Consider the following 16724-nt stretch of genomic DNA (forward strand, 5'->3'; position numbering starts at 1 on the left):
AAACGGCGATTAGTTTGCCTGCAAGCAGCGCGGGCACTGCTCGAGCAACGCCGCCGAGCTTCGCGTCCTGCCGCGGCGGATCCAGGAGGAATGGGGAGGGTTCGCTGCCGGCGCGTCTACGATCTCGAACGTTCCGTGCAGCATTCCCATCCAGCAGCTCCAGGGAATAGAACCGGTTTCTTGGGGAGTAAATTCGACCACCTGCGCGCCGGGCTTGAGCTCGATTTCCAGGTTCAGCTTGGGTACCAGAATCACCCGATTGCAGCCGGTCAATTCTTTGCCTTCGATAATCCATTTAACCGGCACCCCGCGCTTGAGCACGAACCGATTGGGTCGGTAGCCGCTGGCCACCGCTTCCATCCGAATGATCTGGACATCTTCCGTTGCCTGTGGAGCGGCCGTCTGGGCAGGTAGCGCTTCGTTCCGCTGAAACAGAGTATGGAAATCGTAACCGCTGCCGGTCATGGCCAGGCCGCGATTGAGCATGATCAGCCCGAGGCTGATGACGAGCACCCCGGAAGCGTTGAGGATCTTGTGGGTGATACGGTGGGAGACGAGGCTGGCGAGGAATCCGAACCCAAACATCAACGGCAAAGTTCCAATGCCGAAAATGAACAGCAGTTTGGCTCCTTCCAGCGCCTCGCCGGTGCCGGCCGCCATCACGTACATCGCTTGCAAGGGGCCGCACGCGATCATCAGGCCGTTGAGCAGGCCGATGACGAAGGGCTGGGCGGTGCGGTGGGTCTCCTTGCGCACGAATCGGGACAAAAAGCGCGGCATGGTCAAACCGACGCGGACTGCGGAAAACACGTGCAGCATGTTGAGGCCGTAGAGGATCAGGAAGCCCCCGGCGAGGATCGCGGCGATGCCTTTCAAAGTCGGAGTGAAGCTGACGATGGCCCCGAGCAAGCCAAAAGCCGCCCCAAGCAAGGTATAAGACAAAAGTTTTCCTAACGCGTATTGGAGATGGAGCCAGTAGGTCTGGATGCCTTGCTGGGCGCCTTTGGCGGTATAGCTCAAGACAAAGCCGCCACACATCCCTACGCAGTGAAACCCGGTGATCAAGCCGACGATCAACACCGCCCAATAGCTGAGTTGAACGTTGAGATCGGGCAGCGGCAAGCTGTGGCCAAAGCGGGAGCCGCCGTAAAAAATGAGCAGGATTCCGGCGATTCCGAGCAGCACCCCCAAGCCCCGATTGAACAGCTCTTTGCGCCGGGAGGCGCGATCGAGCAAAGCGCAGCGGTACCCCTTGCTTTCTACCGTGGCGAAGATCTCTGCGAGCGGCGCGCGCGCGGGATCGAAAGTAACTTGAACGGTCTGCGAGGCAAAGTTGGAGCGGACTTTTTTGACTCCAGGGAGCTTGCTCAACGCCAGTTCGATGACTTTCTCACAACTGGTGCAGTGCATGCCCTCGGCGCGAAAGGTCACGTGACGCATAGGCATAGGGGGATCTTTTCTATTTTTAATTAGACGACCGGCGCCGCCATAAAGTCCCTCTGAGCCTTAAAGTATATTTTAAGGTGCAGGAAACCGCCGATGCGGCATATTGCCGCATCGGAAACGGACCCAAATAGCTTAACTTTTGAAGAATTTAAGCAGGCTCTCCAAGAACGCTTTGATTTGCTCGAGGAGGGTTTGCTTGCCGAAGCCCTCTACCTTAAATCCTTGATCCGCGATGGTTTGTTTTAGGGTCTCAAGATCGACCTTGCTTTCGTCGTAGTCGATTTCGACGCATTTGGCCTCATGATCCGCTTTGGCCGCAATCACTCCCTCTTTTGCCAACAAGGCGTCGTGGATCAGGTTTTCACAGGCATCGCACTTCATGCCGTTGACCGATAACCGCACTTTCGCCATAAGACTCCTCCTGTCGCTGGAAGATGCTTTTTATTTTGCCAACCACCGGCCTTAAACTAGCAATACTATCAAACTTTGGCGGTCGGTAAAAACCTGCGAGGAAAATCGCTTGGTGCAGTCTAGTGCGTAATGGGTCTGCCGGTCGAGATTGAGTTGGTCGCTTCAAAATTGCGTGGGAAACAGCCGGCTTGCTCCGTCCATATCGTCGGTGTCGCGATACAGCAGAGGCTCGCCCGGACGCAGTAGAGCGCCTCCTACCGCGCGTCCCAAGATGAGTCGGTGGTCGCCGGCCGGATAGTTCTCTTCCAGCCGGCATTCCAAGTAGGCGAGCGCTTGCGACAGGATCGGGGCGCCGGTTTTGCCCGGACGCCAAGGAAACTTGGCGAGGCGATCGGCGATGGGAGAAGCGAAATGGCGGGCCAGTTCCCGTTGTTCCTCGCCGAGAACGTTGACGGTGAAGTTCTCCCCGGCTTTGAGCATGGCGTACGAGCGGTGGTGGGGGTTGATGCTCAAAGCCACCAGCAAGGGGGTAAAGGAAACCTGCATTACCCAGGCGGCGGTGAACGCGTTGTACTGCGTCCCGTCGGTGACGCCGATGACGTAGACGCCGCAGCTCAACAGCCGAAACAGCTCGATCGGAGGGGTCATGGCTGGTTCTCCTGCAGATAACGTTCGATGTCTTCTTTGGCGAAGCCCACCTCCCGCGCCACCCGGTCGGCGTGGCTGATCCGGGAGATGCCGTCGATAAGGCGGTAGGTCGGCCGCTCGCCGACGAACTCTACCTGTTTGGCCTGTCCCACGCGTTCTTCGATGAACTTGTCCACCAGCTCGTGATTGTGGGTGACGAGCACGGTGGTGCAGCCCTTCTTGTGAAAGCCTTGCAAGATATCGTAGGAAATCTTCAGGCGCTCCTCATGGGTCGTGCCCTCGGCGAGCTCGTCGAGGATCACCAAGCTCTTGGGCGTGGCCGCCAGGAAAATGCGTTTGGTGTGCTTGAGTTCGGTGGCGAACCGTCCTTCCCGGTCGCTCAGGTGGCTGACTTCCGGGACTTGGTAGAAAATCCGATCGGCCACCGTCAGGCGCGCTTCCCGGGCCGGCACGCAGCTGCCGATTTGGGCCAATAGCTGCACTTGGGCTAAGGTTTTGCAGAAGGCGGTCTTGCCGCCGCTGTTGGGTCCGGTGATGAAGGTGAGGCGCTGCGCATCGAGCTCGATGCGATTGGGCACGTAGTCGGGGTTGGCTTGGCCTAAAATCGGGTTGCGCAGGTCTTGGGCGATGAAGCGGTGGCGATCCGAGGTCTTAATTTCTGGCAGGCAGGTGGGGTGACCAAACCCTTCGGCAAAGCGCACGAAACTTAACAGTTCGTCCAAGTAGCCGAGCGCTTCCAAGGCGTGCTGGACCTCGCCGGCTTCCCGGAAGAGCTTGCGCAAGGGATAGATGAAGCGGTCGCGATCGAAGCTGCCTACCAAGGGAGGGTAGGCGACTCCTAAAGGAAGCAAAAACAGCCACAGCAAGCCTATGGCCGGACGCGTCATATTCAAAAGCGACGGCAGAGCCGCCCACGCCAGCATCAACCCCCCGATCCCGCCGGCGATCAAGCCGGGTTTAAGCAGCGAGGGGCGGAATCGGATCGCCGGCAAAAACCCTTTCTCCTGGCGGGTAAGCAGGCGTTTTTCGGTACGGTAGACCGGCCCGTGCATCAGCGCAAAGCTGCGCGTGGCGGCAAATCCAGTCAAAGTTTCGATCAGGCTTTTAAGATAAGGGCTCTGCGGCGGGGGTAATTTTTGGGCCTGCTCGACCGTCTCCAGCACGAACGCGGTGCCGTTGAGATAAGCCTCGTAACCGAAGCCCTTGACTTCCCTAGGGCTGACCGGCGCGCCTACCGTCCCCAAGAAGAAGCAGTAAAGGAGTTTGTAGAATTCGGCCTCGCGGTCGGGGCGGGCGGCGTTGGCGATCAGTTGCTCCAAACCGTCCCGTAACGCGCGGTTGGCGTAAAGTTCGCGCACCGCCGCCTGTTTGGCGCAAATCAGCTCAGCGTCGGTGAGCGGGCGTTGCAAGGAGCGGTACAGCGTCGCCTGCCCGATCACGGTGCGGGTGCCGTCGATGGCACGAAACAGCGCTTCCAGCTCGATCGCCTCGGCGGTCGCAGGATCGATGACGCCTTCGGTTTGCGGCCGGACTGCCTTGACTTCGGGACCGTCTTGCCAGACTTTAAGAAACGGCGGGTATAGGTTTAACAGCTTGGCGAGCATGATAGGTACCTCTGCGGCTGAATCACTTTGATGTATTCCAAAGGCGCCTCGCGGCTGGAGCCGACGACGATGCGCTGCTCTCCATCTGCGGCCTGCTCCAGGAATCCGGCGATTTCCACCCATTCTCCGGCCTCGGCTTGTCCGACGTAGGTGGCGGAAAAGCTCAAAGCCCAGGCGATGCGAGGATGATCGAGGAGGTAGCAGGCCGGCGTGGAGAAGGCGCGCGTGGCGTCTAGGACTTTGGCGCGCACCACGGTGCGGCCAAGTTTGCGCCAGCTTCTGGAATCGGGCTCCTCGTTTTCCTCCTCGACCAAGATCAAATCAAACTTGGTTCCAAGGATCGCGCCTTTGGTGTGTTTGCGTCGTTCGTGCCATAAGTATTCTGCAAAGCTCAGCGCACAACCGCGGCGCGCATAACTCTCCTGCCATAAAGCCGGATCTAATTCTTGCAGGTAGCCCAAAGCGATGGCCTGGCGCAGCGCCTGCCGCGCTTGGGAAAACGCTTCGCGCCCGTACACCACAAGGTCTAAGTCGGAGCGTTCGGTATATTGCCCGAGCAGCAAAGAGCCGGTGATTCCTAGCAGCAAGCGGCTAAGGCCCAAGGTTTCAAAACACGCGACCAAAGATTGCAGGCGGGCGATGAGGGGGGCGGGGGAAGCTTGCCGGATCAGCTCTTGCAGGCGCCGGCGAGGTTTTAGGTGGACGGCGATAGCTTCCACGGGCACCGCCTGCAGCACCACATCGCGCCGCGATGCGTAATGCAGATAGTGTGGATAGCGGCGGCGGAGGAGCGCTTCGGCTCGTTCTGTATTGACTTTGTGCCAGGTTCCTTGCGCGTCTTGGGTATAACGCAGGCACGCGATGACGCGTCCGTCTTCGATGCCGTTCAAGGTGACGGCAAAGCCAAGCCCTTCGTGGGTGAGGACAAAATCGCGCGCCTTAAACATAGCCGAGATTATAACGGCATCGGGGTACGTCTTATTCAATGAGAAAGAAATTTTCGGTGTTGAAAATTGTCACCTTTTTTGACAAAAATAGTCGTTTCTGTGCAACGGTCGTGAGTGAGATTATTCAACTTGTTGATCTGACGAATTTTTCATTGAGTGGCACGAATAATGCTCAATAACAATTAAACCCATTACTAAAGAGGAGGATTGGAGCATGAACCGCCGCATTCAAGATTTGATCCGCTCTTTTCAAGGTTATGCTTACGAAGTCGCCGGCATGATCACGGCCTATTTCGACGACCCCGAACAGGCGCGCGCGTGCGCCGAGCGCATCGCCGCCGAGTGGCGCAAGCCGGTGGAAGTTTCCGGGACCAGTTTGATCGTGGTGCTTTGAACCGGAGCTTTTGTCAAATTTTTTGACAAGGCTTCCGCCTTAATTTTCAGGCATGGCGTCCTGATTGCGTTCCAAGTTTCGCAGGTAGGCGGCGATGGCATGGTCTTTCATACCATCGCTGCCAGGTTGACCAAGATCTTCGAGTCGACCGCGGAAACGGTCTAAGCACTGCTCTAAAAAAGTCATCTTAAACCGCAAGGCACCGGTGGCGTTGAAATAAGCAAGCTGGCCGATGTGGCGATAGCGCAGCCAAAATACCCCAGGCAGCGGCACGCGGGTGACCACGTCGTTGTTATTGCGGAAGCGAAAAGTCCGCTGCAAGCAAACCCGGTCAAAGGCCTTGGCGAAGACATCGTCGCCTGCCCGAGGAGAGCCGTAGGTGTAAAGCCCTTGGACCGGTAGGCGCTCCTCAAAGACCAGCCGGGCAGTGGCTAGGGTCGCCAACGCAGCACCGAGGCTATGACCGGTGAGCCACACCGCTTGGCTTTGATACAGTTCATGAATTGCGCCCTTAAGGTCCTTCCATACCTTCTCGAGTGCTCGGGCAAAGCCGGTATGCACCTGGCCGACCGGGCCTTTGCTGAGAGCGAGGTTGAGGTCGGTAAGGATGTCGCGCAACTGTTCTGGTTCGGTGCCCCGGAATGCGATGAGCAGCATCTTTTCGTTTTGGGCGAGAAAACCCTGCGTTCCATCCCGGTCTAAAAATCGGGCGGCGTTAAACCCCCACCGCGCCAAAGTCGCAAGGACCTCTTCCTTGCCGGCATACGCTAATTTCGAAGCTTGACCTAAGGCGAGGGCGTTGCGCCCATCGTAAGCGCTGGCCTGAGGGTTAAAGCACGCAAAGGTCTCCATGCTCGTTTCTCCGTTTGCCTAAAGAGACGTCAGTTTAGCGGCGATCGCCTCGGCCATCTGCAAAGTGGTGCAAGTCGATCCCGGCTTGAGATCGGGGGTGACCCAGGCTCCTTCCTCGATCACCGCGCGCACCGCCTGTTCGATGCGGCGGGCGGCTTGAGTCTCACCCAAATAGTCGAGCAGCATGACTCCGGCTAGGATCATCGCCGTGGGGTTGGCTCGGTTTTGGCCGGCAAGGTCTGGGGCGCTGCCGTGCACCGGTTCGAAGATGGCGGCCTCCTGGCCGATGTTGGCCCCCGCCGTCAGGCCCAAACCTCCCACGAGGCCGGCGGCCAGGTCCGAGAGGATGTCGCCGAATAGATTGGTGGTGACGAGGACGTCGAATTGCTGCGGATTCATCACCAGCTGCATAGCGCAGGCGTCGACGATGCGTTCCTCGCATTGGATGTGGGGATACCTTTGCGCCACCTCGCGCCCGATTTCCAGGAACAAGCCCGAAGTGCATTTCAGGATGTTGGCCTTGTGCACGATGGTGACTTTCCGGCGCCGGTTCTGCTCGGCGTAGCGGAAGGCGTAGTCGATGATGCGCTCGCAGCCTGCGCGGGTGACGATGGCGGTGCTCTCGGCGGCGATCGTCTGCCCTTGCGCTTTGATGAAGTGCTCCACCCCGGCGTATAAGCCTTCGGTGTTCTCGCGCACGATCACCAAATCGACGTTTTGGAACGGGCTTTGCGTGCCGGCCAAAGAGCAAGCCGGACGGACGTTGGCGAACAGGTCGAACTCTTGCCGCAAGGCGACGTTGACGCTGCGGTAGCCGCCGCCGACCGGGGTGGTGAGCGGCCCTTTTAGGGCGAGGCGGGTGCGGCGCAGCGAGGCGAGGGTGGATTCGGGCAAGGGCGTGCCGTCGGCCTCGACCGCCGCCATGCCGGCCAGTTGCCGGTCCCAGGCGATGGCCACGCCGGAGGCTTCGATCACGCGCACCGCTGCCTGGGTAATTTCCGGGCCGATACCGTCGCCGGGGATCAAGGTAACGTGATGCATTGCAGTTTCCTCATACGCGCTGAGTAAAAGGGCCGCAGGCGCGGCCCAGGCTCATTCCCATTTAGATTTTCCGGTGACCGGATCGTACATCTCGTGGTGGATCTTGTGGCGGTTGGCGATCAGCTCCTCGATCGAGGGCTCGTCGTTTAGGGCGCGCTTGATCGCTAGTTTGGTCGCCTCGTAGTTGGTACGGTAGAGGTCTTTTTTGTCCGGATTGTCTTGCGCAGCGCACGAGGGGTCCAGCCATACGTTGACGATCAAGCAGATGTCGTTGACCCATTCTTTGGGGATTATGCCCTCGATCACGCTGTCGAGCACCGCATCGGCTACCGCCGATTGGACAACGCCGAAAAACAGCGAGATGTATTTGCCGCTTTTCATCGTTACCTTCGGCACCATCAAGGTGGCCGGCTTGACTTGCTGGTTGCAAGCGCGGATGGCGAACAGGCGGGTGTGCCCTTCGGTTTGCCCCATGAGGGTGGCAAACGCCGTCCCTACCGGCCCGTTGACCGCTCCGAGCACCACTTCCGGCATGGCGTCGGTGCCTTGATCTTGGCTGGCAAAGACCGTAGCTTCCCCGGTTTTGAAAATCGGAATCGCGCGATTGGTCATGTCGTTCCTCCTGGTTGGTAAAACAGCTATTATACAAGCCCATCGCACCGAAATCGTTTCCAAGCGTGCTAGACTGCGCGGACTATGACTGGGCTCAAGCGTATTCGGGGGCTTTTGTTGGATCTGGAGGGGGTCCTGTACGTGGGAAGTCAAGTCATTCCAGGCGCTGAGGAGGCGTTAGACGCGCTCCGCCGCCGTTGCGTCTGCCGCTTTATCACCAATACCAGCACGCTTTCCTTGGCTTCTCTCCACGCTAAGCTAAATGCCTTAGGCTTGGCGATTCCCAAGCAGGAGATCTTCAGCGCTCCCCAAGCGGTGCTGAACTATCTCAAACGGCAAGGCGATCCGGTTTGCCACTTGCTTCTTGCCGAGGACGTCAAACGCGATTTTGCTAGCTTGCGTCAGTCTGATACCTACGCCGATTACGTGGTCGCAGGCGACATCGGCGAGGGCTGGAATTACGCGGTGCTCAATCGCGCTTTCCGGTTGCTGTTTTCGGGGGCGGAGCTGATCGCGGTGCATAAGAACCGGTTTTGGCAAACCGAGGAAGGGCTCAAGATGGACCTTGGGGGATTTGTCGCCGCTTTGGAGTACGCCAGCGCCAAGCAGGCCCGGATCATCGGCAAACCAGCGCCCGAGTTCTTTCGTTTGGCCCTTGCAGACATGCAGCTTGCGCCTGAACAGGTGGCCGTCGTCGGCGACGATATCGATACCGATATAAGCGGCGGCCAGGCCGTGGGGCTATTGACCATCCTGGTCAAGACCGGCAAATATCGCGAGAGTTACGTTCGCGCCTCGCCCATCCGGCCCGATTGGGTCATCGCCTCGATCCGGGAATTGCCAAAAGCGCTAGGGATTGCGTGAGCGCGGCTCAATAAGGAGGCAGGCTTTGGCGAAAAGTGGGGGGATGGCCGGCCTTGCGCTCGGCCAGGGCTTGCTGGTAGAGCCAGCAGTATTCGGCGGCGCTGCGGCGCCAGGAGAAGTCTCGCATCATGCCGGCTCGTTGCAGCCGCTGCCAGATCGACGGCTGGCTGTACAAGAGCCAAGCCCGCTTGACCGCTTCTTGGAAAGCGCCTACGACCGGGTGGTCAAAGCTGACGCCGGTCGCCGCCTGGTTGGCGAGTTGGTCGGGGGTGGCGTCCACCACCGTGTCCGCCAGCCCGCCGGTGCGATGGACGACCGGCACGGTGCCGTAACGCTGGCTGTACATTTGGTTCAGCCCGCAGGGTTCAAACCGCGAAGGCATTAGGAAAATATCGGCGCCGGCCTCGACCCAATGCGCTAAAGGTTCATCGTAACCGAGATGCACCGCCACCCGCTTGGGGTAGCGGCGCGACCAGTACAATAGCCCCTGTTCGAAGCCGTCCTCGCCGGAGCCGAGGAAGATGAATTGGAGCGGGTAACGGATCAGGTTGGGCATGGCTTGGAGGATCAAATCGACCCCTTTTTGCGCGACCAGCCGGCCGATGAAAACCAGCAAAGGAGTTTCAGCCCCGGCAGGAAGCTCGAAGCGGCGCTGGAGGGCGAGTTTGTTGGCCTGCTTGCGGGATAGCGATTGCAAATCGTAGGTCTGGGGAATCCACGGATCGGCGGCGGGGTTCCATTTGTCCGTGTCGATCCCGTTTAGGATCCCAGACAACTGGTGGCTGCGCCGTTTGAGTACGCCTTCCAGGCCGCAACCGAAAGTCGGGGTCTGGATTTCCTTGGCGTACGTGGGGCTGACCGTGTTGATCCGGTCGGCGTACATCAACCCGCCTTTGATGAACGACAGCTGGCCGTGAAACTCTAGCCCTTCTACGTGCCACAGGGCTTTGGGAAGCTGCAGTTGGGAGAAAGTCGCCGCCGGGAAAACGCCTTGATAGGCCAGGTTGTGGATGGTGAAGACGGTGGCGGGGCAGGCCGCTTCCAGCGACAGGAGCGCCGGCACCAGACCGGTCTGCCAATCGTTGCAGTGGACGATATCCGGCTGCCAGCCGAGGCCCAAGCGATTCAAAGCAAGGTGGAAACCGGCCCAGCAGAAGGCGCCGAAGCGTTCGGCGTTGTCCGGCCAGGGAGCGCCGTCCGGGCTGGAATAGGGGTCGCCGGGGCGATCGTACCAATGGGGGGCGTCGAGCAGCCACAACGGGATGTCGGTGTCGGGCAGGGTGGTTTGCAGCAAGGTGGCGGGGCGGTTTAGCAGCTTAAGTTCCGCCACCGGCGTTAAGCTTTGGCAGCGTTCTTTGGCCTCGGGATAAGCGGGCAAAAGGACGCGTACGTCTTGGTCTAATTCGCGCAAAGCCCGCGGCAGGCTGCCGGCGACGTCGGCGAGCCCCCCGGTTTTGACGAGCGGATACAGCTCGCTGGCGAGGAACAGAATGTTCACAGGCTAAGTTGTTCCGGTGGTTGTTCTAGAGATTGGGGTTGGTTCAGGGGGTGGCGGCAGAAGATCACTCCTGCTAAGGGCGGCAGCGTGATGCGGATGGAATAGGGGCGCCCCATCCAAGGCGTAGCTTCGGCCTCGATCCAGCCGTTGCCGACGTTGCTGCCGCCGTAAAACTCCGAGTCGGAGTTGAAGATTTCTTGATAGCTGCCCGCCTCCGGCACGCCCAAACGATAGTCGTGGCGCGGCACCGGCGTGAAATTGAGGGCGACGACCAAAAAATCGTCCTCGCTCTTGCGCAGATAGCTTAACGTCGATTGCAGGGAATCGTGGCAGTCGATCCATTCAAAGCCTTGCGGCTGAAAATCGTATTGGTGAAGCTCGGGGCGACGCACATACAGCCGGTTCAGGTCCGCCACCAAGCTCTGCACACCCCGATGATAGGGGTATTGGAGGACGAACCATTCCAGTTCCTTGGCGTAATCCCATTCCGGCACTTGGCCGAACTCGTTGCCCATGAACAAAAGCTTCTTGCCGGGGTAGGTGAACATATATGTGTAAAGCAGGCGCAGGTTGGCAAATCTTTGCCATTCGTCTCCCGGCATTTTGCCGAGCATCGAGCCTTTGCCGTGGACCACCTCGTCGTGGGAAAAGGGCAAGACGAAGTTTTCGGAAAACAGGTAAAGCAGGCCGAAGGTGAGTTGGTCGTGGTGATACTTGCGGAACACTGGATCCTTGGAAAAGTAAAACAGGGTGTCGTGCATCCAGCCCATGTTCCACTTCATCGCAAACCCCAGCCCCCCCACCCAAGGCGGGCGAGTGACTTGCGGCCAGGCGGTGGATTCTTCGGCGATGATAACGCTGCCCGGATGTTGCTGTTGGGTGATGCTGTTGAGTTCGCGCAAAAAGTCGATGGCCTCGAGGTTTTCGTTGCCCCCGTATTTGTTGGGCACCCAATCCCCAGGCTGGCGCGAGTAGTCTAAGTACAACATGGACGCGACCGCATCCACGCGCAGCCCGTCGATATGGAACTCCTCCAGCCAGTACATGGCGCTGCCCAAGAGAAAGTTTTTGACCTCGTTGCGGCCATAATCGTAGATCAAAGTGCCCCAGTCGCGGTGTTCGCCCCGGCGCGGATCGGCGTGCTCGTAGAGCGGCACGCCGTCGAACCAGGCCAGCGCCCAGGCGTCTTTGGGAAAGTGCGCCGGCACCCAGTCGAGGATCACGCCGATGCCGTTTTGGTGGCAGTGATCCACGAACCAGCGAAAGTCGTCGGGAGTGCCGAAGCGGCTGGTGGGGGCGTAGTAGCCGGTGGTCTGATAGCCCCAGGAGGCGTCCAAAGGGTGTTCGGTGACGGGCAAAAGCTCAATATGGGTAAATCCCTGCTCTTTGGCGTAAGCCACCAGCTGTTCGGCCAGTTCCCGATAATTCAAAAAGCTCCCGTCCGGTCGGCGGCGCCAGGAGCCAAGGTGCACCTCGTAGATCGAGATCGGACGATGCTGCCAGTCCCACTTTTGACGGCGCTTCATCCACTCCTGATCGCCCCAGGGATACTTGCCGTCGTCGACGACGATCGCGGCGGTGTTGGGCCGAAGCTCAAAATACCGCCCGTAGGGGTCGGTCTTGACGAACACGGTGCCGTGCTGGCGGTTGCGGATCTCGAATTTGTACAGGGTGCCTTCACCCAGTCCGGGAATGAACAACTCCCAGACGCCCGAGCCATAACGGCAGCGCATGGGATGACAGCGCCCATCCCAGCGGTTGAAGTCGCCGACCACGCTCACCCGCTCGGCGTTTGGCGCCCACACCGCAAACAGGGTGCCGGCGATGCCGTCCACGACGCGCAGGTGGGCGCCGAGGATCCGGTAAATATGCCAGTGCTTGCCGGTGCCAAACAGATACAAATCGAAGTCGGGGATCTGGGGGGGGAAGGTGTAAGGATCGATGGTGCGGTGCTGCTTTCCTTCGGTATCGGTCCAGAGTAGGGCATAGTGAAGAGGAAGGTCCAAGCCCTTGATCGAGCCTTGAAACAAGTCCGTCCCTTCGATGCGGAAGAGTTCTGGACCGTTTTCGATCCGGACTCTCTGGGCGCCGGGCAAAAACACGCGTACGATGTCGTCGCCTCCCTCGTGATGACGCCCTAAGACCTCGAAGGGGTCGTGGTGGCGCGCCTCGACGATCCTCGCCAACTTCGGTTCCAAAGTGGGTGCAGAAGAAATGCTTGAGTTCACTGGGGCAAGCCTTAATAATGAGTTTGGTTAAATATTAACAGATTGGGCCAGGCCGTGGAGACCTAAGTTATGCCTGCAAATCCTTCTCACCAACGTTTCGTCAGCCTCCTGACCCGCCAGACCGTGGCGTTGATCCTCGCCGGGGGACGCGGGACTAGGCTGCGCAAACTCACCGAGTGGCGCGCCAAACCTGCGGTGCACTTCGGCGGCAAATACCGAATCATCGATTTTACCCTTTCTAACTGTTTGAACTCTGGAATTCGCCGCATTGGCGTCCTCACCCAGTACAAGGCCGATTCTTTGATCCGCCACATCTATAAGGGATGGGGGTTTCTGCGCGGCGAACTGGGCGAATTCATCGACCTTCTGCCGGCCCAGCAGCGGCTCAACGATTCCTGGTATTTGGGCACGGCCGATGCGGTCTATCAAAATTTAGACATCCTGCGCTTTTACGAACCAGAATACGTTTTGATCCTCGCGGGCGACCATATTTATAAGATGGACTACGGCGCCTTGCTGGCCTACCACGTGGACAACCAGGCCGATTTGACTATCGCCTGCGTCGAAGTGCCGATCCAAGATGCGAGCGCGTTCGGGGTGATGCGCGTGGACAGCGACAATCGAGTCAGCGATTTTGTCGAAAAGTCTCCCAATCCGCCCAGCATCCCGGGTCGGCCCGAGGTGGCCCTGGCTTCCATGGGCATCTACGTGTTCAACGCCAAGTTCCTGTATGAACAACTGATCAAGGACGCCGACAATCCCAAATCGACCCACGATTTCGGCAAGGACGTGATCCCTGAGGTAATCAAACGCTACCGGGTTTTCGCTTATCCGTTCCTCAACATGCAGACGGGGGTGCAAAGCTATTGGCGCGACGTGGGGACCATCGACGCTTATTGGGCCGCCAACATGGAGCTGATCGGAGTCGATCCGGAGCTCAATCTGTACGATCAGGACTGGCCGATCTGGACCTACCAAAGGCACCTGCCGCCCGCCAAGTTCGTGTTCGAGGACAAAGCCCACGAGCGCGTGGGGCAGGCGTTCGATTCCATGATCTGCGATGGGGTGATCATTTCCGGCGCCACCGTGCGCCATTCCATTCTGTCTACCAACGTCCGGGTCAACTCCTGGGCGCTGGTGGAAGATTCGGTAATCTTGCCCGACGTCAACATCGGCCGCTACGCCAAGATTCGGCGCGCGATCATCGACCGCGGCTGCGAGATTCCGCAGGGCATGCAGATCGGTTACGACTTGGAGGAAGACAAAAAACGCTTTGACGTCAGCCCCGGTGGCATCGTCACCGTCACCCCGGACATGCTGGGTCAGAAGATCCACTTCGCCCGCTAAACTGTTATGACCCAGACCAAAGACACCAGCGTCTTGCAAAGGCGCCGCGCGGGGATCTTGTTGCATCCGACTTCGTTGCCGAGCGCGAGCTTAGGGCGGGACGCCTGGCGGTGGGTGGAATTTTTGGCCGCCTGCGGCCTGTCGGTCTGGCAAGTGCTGCCGCTGGGGCCGACCCACGTCGACGCTTCGCCTTATCAGAGCCTTTCGGCGCACGCCGGCAACCCCGCGCTGATCGATTGGCGCTGGGTGGTCGAACGCGGGTGGCTGAGTTTAGCGCAGCTTGAGGGCAATCCCCCCCTGCGGCGGGCTCTGCTTGCCGGCGCGTACGCGGCGTTTCGGGCAAACGAAAAAGGAAAGCTGGCGGAGGAGTTTGACAAGTTTGTTCGTTTCCACGCCTATTGGCTGGAAGACTATGCTTTGTTTACGGCGCTTAGGGGCTGCTTCGACAGCCAGCCGTGGTGGGAGTGGCCGCTCAAGTACCGCCACCGCGATGAAGCCAGCCTCGCGCGAATTCGGAATCGGCTGGAACGGGAAATCGACCAGATTCGGTTTGAGCAATTTTTGTTTTTCCAGCAGTGGCAAGAGCTTCGCCGGCACGCCCACCAACATGGCGTGCTGCTGTTTGGCGACATGCCTATTTTCGTGGCTGCCGACAGCGCCGACGTTTGGGCCAAGCGCGAGTATTTCCGCCTCGACCGCGAGGGGCTGCCGACGGTGGTGACCGGGGTGCCGCCGGATTATTTTTCGTCCACCGGCCAGCGCTGGGGCAATCCGCACTATAACTGGGAAGCGCTGCAGGCGGACGGATTCTCCTGGTGGATCGAGCGCGTGCACACCCAGCTGGAGCTGTTTGACTGGATCCGCATCGATCATTTTCGCGGTTTTGAAGCCTGCTGGGAAATCCCGGCAGAGTGTGAGACGGCTGTGCGCGGCCGGTGGGTCGAAGTGCCGGGGCAGGCCCTGTTGGAAGCAATCCAAACCAGGTTCGGCAAACTTCCTTTAGTGGCTGAGAACTTGGGCGTCATCACTCCAGAGGTGGAGGCGTTGCGGAAAAGATTTGGCCTTCCCGGCATGCTGGTGCTGCAGTTTGCTTTCGACGGCGGGGCGGACAATCCTTATCTGCCGCACAACCACGAGGCCGACAACGTCGTCTACACCGGCACCCACGACAACGACACGACGTTGGCCTGGTTTCAATCTCTAGACAGCCGCCGTCAAGCCTACGTTTACGAGTACCTGGGTTGGCCGCGCGAAGCGATGCCGTGGGCGCTGATCCGCGCGGCGTTCGCCTCCATTGCCGCGGTGGCGGTGGTGCCGCTGCAGGACGTGCTTGGCCTTGGACGCGGCCACAGGATGAACACCCCGGGAACCCTCTCCGGCAACTGGCGCTGGCGTTTTTCTTGGGAGCAGCTTAAACCTGAGCACGAAGATCGAATCAGGCGCTTGGTTGAGCTGTACGATCGGAGCGGATGACTTCGACCGTGTAGCGGTACGCTTTGATCTCAGGCGACCAATAATCGGCAGGTAGCCCCGCTTTCATTTTTAGCTGGGCGAGGAAATCCCGCGGTTCCGGCAGCGCATCCCACACGGCCGGCAAAAAGGTAGCGCGGCGGTGGCGCTCTTCCAGCACTAAGCCGTCGATCCTAGGGCAAAGTTGCGCGATGAGTTCCGCTTCCGAAGCGCAGGGGATGAATTCGAGCGGGCTTAGGATCGAAATATGGATACTCAAGTCGGCTATTTCCTCCAGACGGACGGGCGGAAAGCGCGGGTCGGAAAAAGCGGCAGCGAAGGCGTTGGCGACGACGTCTTCGGCCAGCGGTCGGCGGGGGATTAAAGAGCCGATGCAGCCCCGCAGCCGCTCCTGTTGTTCTAAGGTGACGAAGCTGGCGCGCGGCCTGTGGAGAGCAGGCGGCAGATGGGCCAGATCGATCGCAAGCACGCGCCCGTGTTGACTCCCATAAAAAAGAGTCTCCTGGGCCAGGTCTAGAAGCAAGCGACGTTCCTTGGAAGTTAATTTGAGATCAGAAGAAGGCATACGCACCGTATCCTACGACTTGGTCTTTCGAGCCGGCGGTGTCGCCGGAGTTGCGCAGATCTAAGGTCTTGGCTTTTAAGCCGTGCTTGCGCGCCACCAACAGCAGACCTGCCACCGGGATGCGGCCGCAGGCCGACTCCTCGTTCAGGCGAGAAGGATCGAGATCTTCAATCGCTTGGGAAGTAGCGCGATCCAAGCAGCGGGCGGTGTGGTAGTCGTGGTAGTGGCTTAAATCCGAGCTCACCACGATCAAGGTCTCTGGGCCGCCCCACAGGCGTTCTAAAACCTCTGCAACCGTCTCGGGTTCGGTCAGGCCGACTACGATAGGCACCAGCTTGAATTCCGTCAGGACTTCCTGCAGGAACGGCAGTTGCACTTCTAGGCTGTGCTCCGGTTCGTGGGCGGCGTCAAATCGCAGCACATAGGGCAGGTCGGCGAGCTTAGCGATCGCTTGCCGGTCCGCCGCCACCCTACCTAAAGGCGTGACGAAGGCGTCCACGCTGGGCAGAGCCAATCCAGCAAACGCCACCCGATGCGCCGGCCCGAGCAGAACCACGCGCTCGATTTGGTCCTTGGCCGGAAGGAGCAGGCGGTAAGCACTGGCGGCGATCGGCCCGGAATAGACGTAGCCGGCGTGGGGAGCAATAAGCGCTTTGGGGATGAGATCCGCAGGGGCTTCGGCGGCGGCTAGGAATTGACGCACCATCTCCTCAAGTTCCACCGCGTCGTCCGGATAGAACAGGCCGGCGACGGCGGGATAGCGGACAGCAGTCATGGCAAGCCTCCTTGAAATCGGT

At 59.5% G+C, this 16724-nt stretch carries 16 protein-coding genes; 4 read left to right on the plus strand and 12 right to left on the minus strand.

From position 1 onward, the window contains the following. Nucleotides 1-9 precede the first annotated feature (9 nt). The 5 genes from ACYQ3M_RS04025 to ACYQ3M_RS04045 form a co-directional block, all read right to left on the minus strand. Complete coding sequence (locus ACYQ3M_RS04025) at nucleotides 10-1446, minus strand: urease accessory protein UreH domain-containing protein (protein WP_460034770.1); 1437 nt, start codon at nucleotides 1444-1446, stop codon at nucleotides 10-12. A gap of 132 nt (nucleotides 1447-1578) precedes the next feature. Beyond that, a complete protein-coding gene (locus tag ACYQ3M_RS04030) occupies nucleotides 1579-1857 on the minus strand; it encodes a heavy-metal-associated domain-containing protein (RefSeq protein ID WP_460034771.1) in 279 nt (92 codons plus the stop codon). Nucleotides 1858-2019: 162 nt separating this feature from the next. Next, entirely contained in the window at nucleotides 2020-2505 is a 486-nt protein-coding gene (locus tag ACYQ3M_RS04035; protein ID WP_460034772.1) for a flavin reductase family protein, read from the minus strand. Next, nucleotides 2502-4109 (minus strand): MutS-related protein, encoded by a 1608-nt coding sequence (locus ACYQ3M_RS04040; RefSeq protein WP_460034773.1) that lies wholly within the window; start codon nucleotides 4107-4109, stop codon nucleotides 2502-2504. Before ACYQ3M_RS04040 ends, ACYQ3M_RS04035 begins: the two co-directional genes overlap by 4 nt. Next, nucleotides 4091-5056, minus strand: a complete 966-nt coding sequence (locus ACYQ3M_RS04045) for a nucleotidyltransferase domain-containing protein (RefSeq protein ID WP_460034774.1) — start codon at nucleotides 5054-5056, stop codon at nucleotides 4091-4093. Before ACYQ3M_RS04045 ends, ACYQ3M_RS04040 begins: the two co-directional genes overlap by 19 nt. A 214-nt stretch (nucleotides 5057-5270) precedes the next feature. Between ACYQ3M_RS04045 and ACYQ3M_RS04050 the strand changes: the two genes are divergently transcribed. Further along, complete coding sequence (locus ACYQ3M_RS04050; RefSeq protein WP_460034775.1) at nucleotides 5271-5450, plus strand: hypothetical protein; 180 nt, start codon at nucleotides 5271-5273, stop codon at nucleotides 5448-5450. 39 nt (nucleotides 5451-5489) lie between these two features. Here the strand turns inward: ACYQ3M_RS04050 and ACYQ3M_RS04055 are convergent, their stop codons facing one another. From ACYQ3M_RS04055 to fae, 3 genes are read right to left on the minus strand one after another with little or no spacing between them, the layout of a single operon-like run. Next, nucleotides 5490-6302: a lipase family protein gene (locus tag ACYQ3M_RS04055; protein WP_460034776.1), complete on the minus strand. Its 813-nt coding sequence runs from the start codon at nucleotides 6300-6302 to the stop codon at nucleotides 5490-5492. Between the two features lie 18 nt (nucleotides 6303-6320). Beyond that, complete coding sequence (locus ACYQ3M_RS04060; protein WP_460034777.1) at nucleotides 6321-7343, minus strand: isocitrate/isopropylmalate dehydrogenase family protein; 1023 nt, start codon at nucleotides 7341-7343, stop codon at nucleotides 6321-6323. Nucleotides 7344-7394: 51 nt separating this feature from the next. Continuing rightward, entirely contained in the window at nucleotides 7395-7955 is a 561-nt protein-coding gene (fae, locus tag ACYQ3M_RS04065) for a formaldehyde-activating enzyme (protein ID WP_460034778.1), read from the minus strand. Nucleotides 7956-8039: 84 nt separating this feature from the next. Here fae and ACYQ3M_RS04070 point away from each other — a divergent pair, with 84 nt between their 5' ends. Beyond that, nucleotides 8040-8819 carry a TIGR01458 family HAD-type hydrolase gene (locus ACYQ3M_RS04070; RefSeq protein ID WP_460034779.1) on the plus strand — a complete coding sequence of 260 codons (780 nt, stop codon included), beginning with the start codon at nucleotides 8040-8042 and terminating at the stop codon, nucleotides 8817-8819. A 7-nt stretch (nucleotides 8820-8826) separates the two neighbouring features. On the opposite strand, the gene glgA is transcribed toward ACYQ3M_RS04070, so the two are convergent. Together glgA and glgB are read right to left on the minus strand one after the other, a co-directional pair. Further along, a complete protein-coding gene (glgA, locus tag ACYQ3M_RS04075; RefSeq protein ID WP_460034780.1) occupies nucleotides 8827-10317 on the minus strand; it encodes a glycogen synthase GlgA in 1491 nt (496 codons plus the stop codon). Then, entirely contained in the window at nucleotides 10314-12503 is a 2190-nt protein-coding gene (gene glgB / locus ACYQ3M_RS04080) for a 1,4-alpha-glucan branching protein GlgB (protein ID WP_460034781.1), read from the minus strand. The genes glgA and glgB overlap by 4 nt, the downstream gene beginning before the upstream one ends. A gap of 111 nt (nucleotides 12504-12614) precedes the next feature. On the opposite strand from glgB, the gene glgC reads away from it, so the two are divergent. Together glgC and malQ are read left to right on the plus strand one after the other, a co-directional pair. Then, on the plus strand, nucleotides 12615-13892 hold the full coding sequence (gene glgC, locus ACYQ3M_RS04085) for a glucose-1-phosphate adenylyltransferase (RefSeq protein WP_460034782.1): 1278 nt from the start codon (nucleotides 12615-12617) through the stop codon (nucleotides 13890-13892). Nucleotides 13893-13898: 6 nt separating this feature from the next. Then, nucleotides 13899-15365, plus strand: coding sequence for a 4-alpha-glucanotransferase (gene malQ / locus ACYQ3M_RS04090; protein ID WP_460034783.1), 1467 nt, complete (start codon nucleotides 13899-13901; stop codon nucleotides 15363-15365). Here malQ and amrA read toward each other — a convergent pair. Together amrA and amrB are read right to left on the minus strand one after the other, a co-directional pair. Continuing rightward, the gene (gene amrA, locus ACYQ3M_RS04095; RefSeq protein WP_460034784.1) at nucleotides 15328-15927 is read right to left on the minus strand and encodes an AmmeMemoRadiSam system protein A; all 600 of its coding nucleotides are present in this window, start codon (nucleotides 15925-15927) and stop codon (nucleotides 15328-15330) included. The two genes, malQ and amrA, sit on opposite strands and share 38 nt — an antisense overlap. Continuing rightward, nucleotides 15914-16702, minus strand: a complete 789-nt coding sequence (gene amrB, locus ACYQ3M_RS04100) for an AmmeMemoRadiSam system protein B (protein WP_460034785.1) — start codon at nucleotides 16700-16702, stop codon at nucleotides 15914-15916. The genes amrA and amrB overlap by 14 nt, the downstream gene beginning before the upstream one ends. Nucleotides 16703-16724: the final 22 nt, after the last annotated feature.

The organism is Methylothermus subterraneus, from assembly GCF_054656915.1.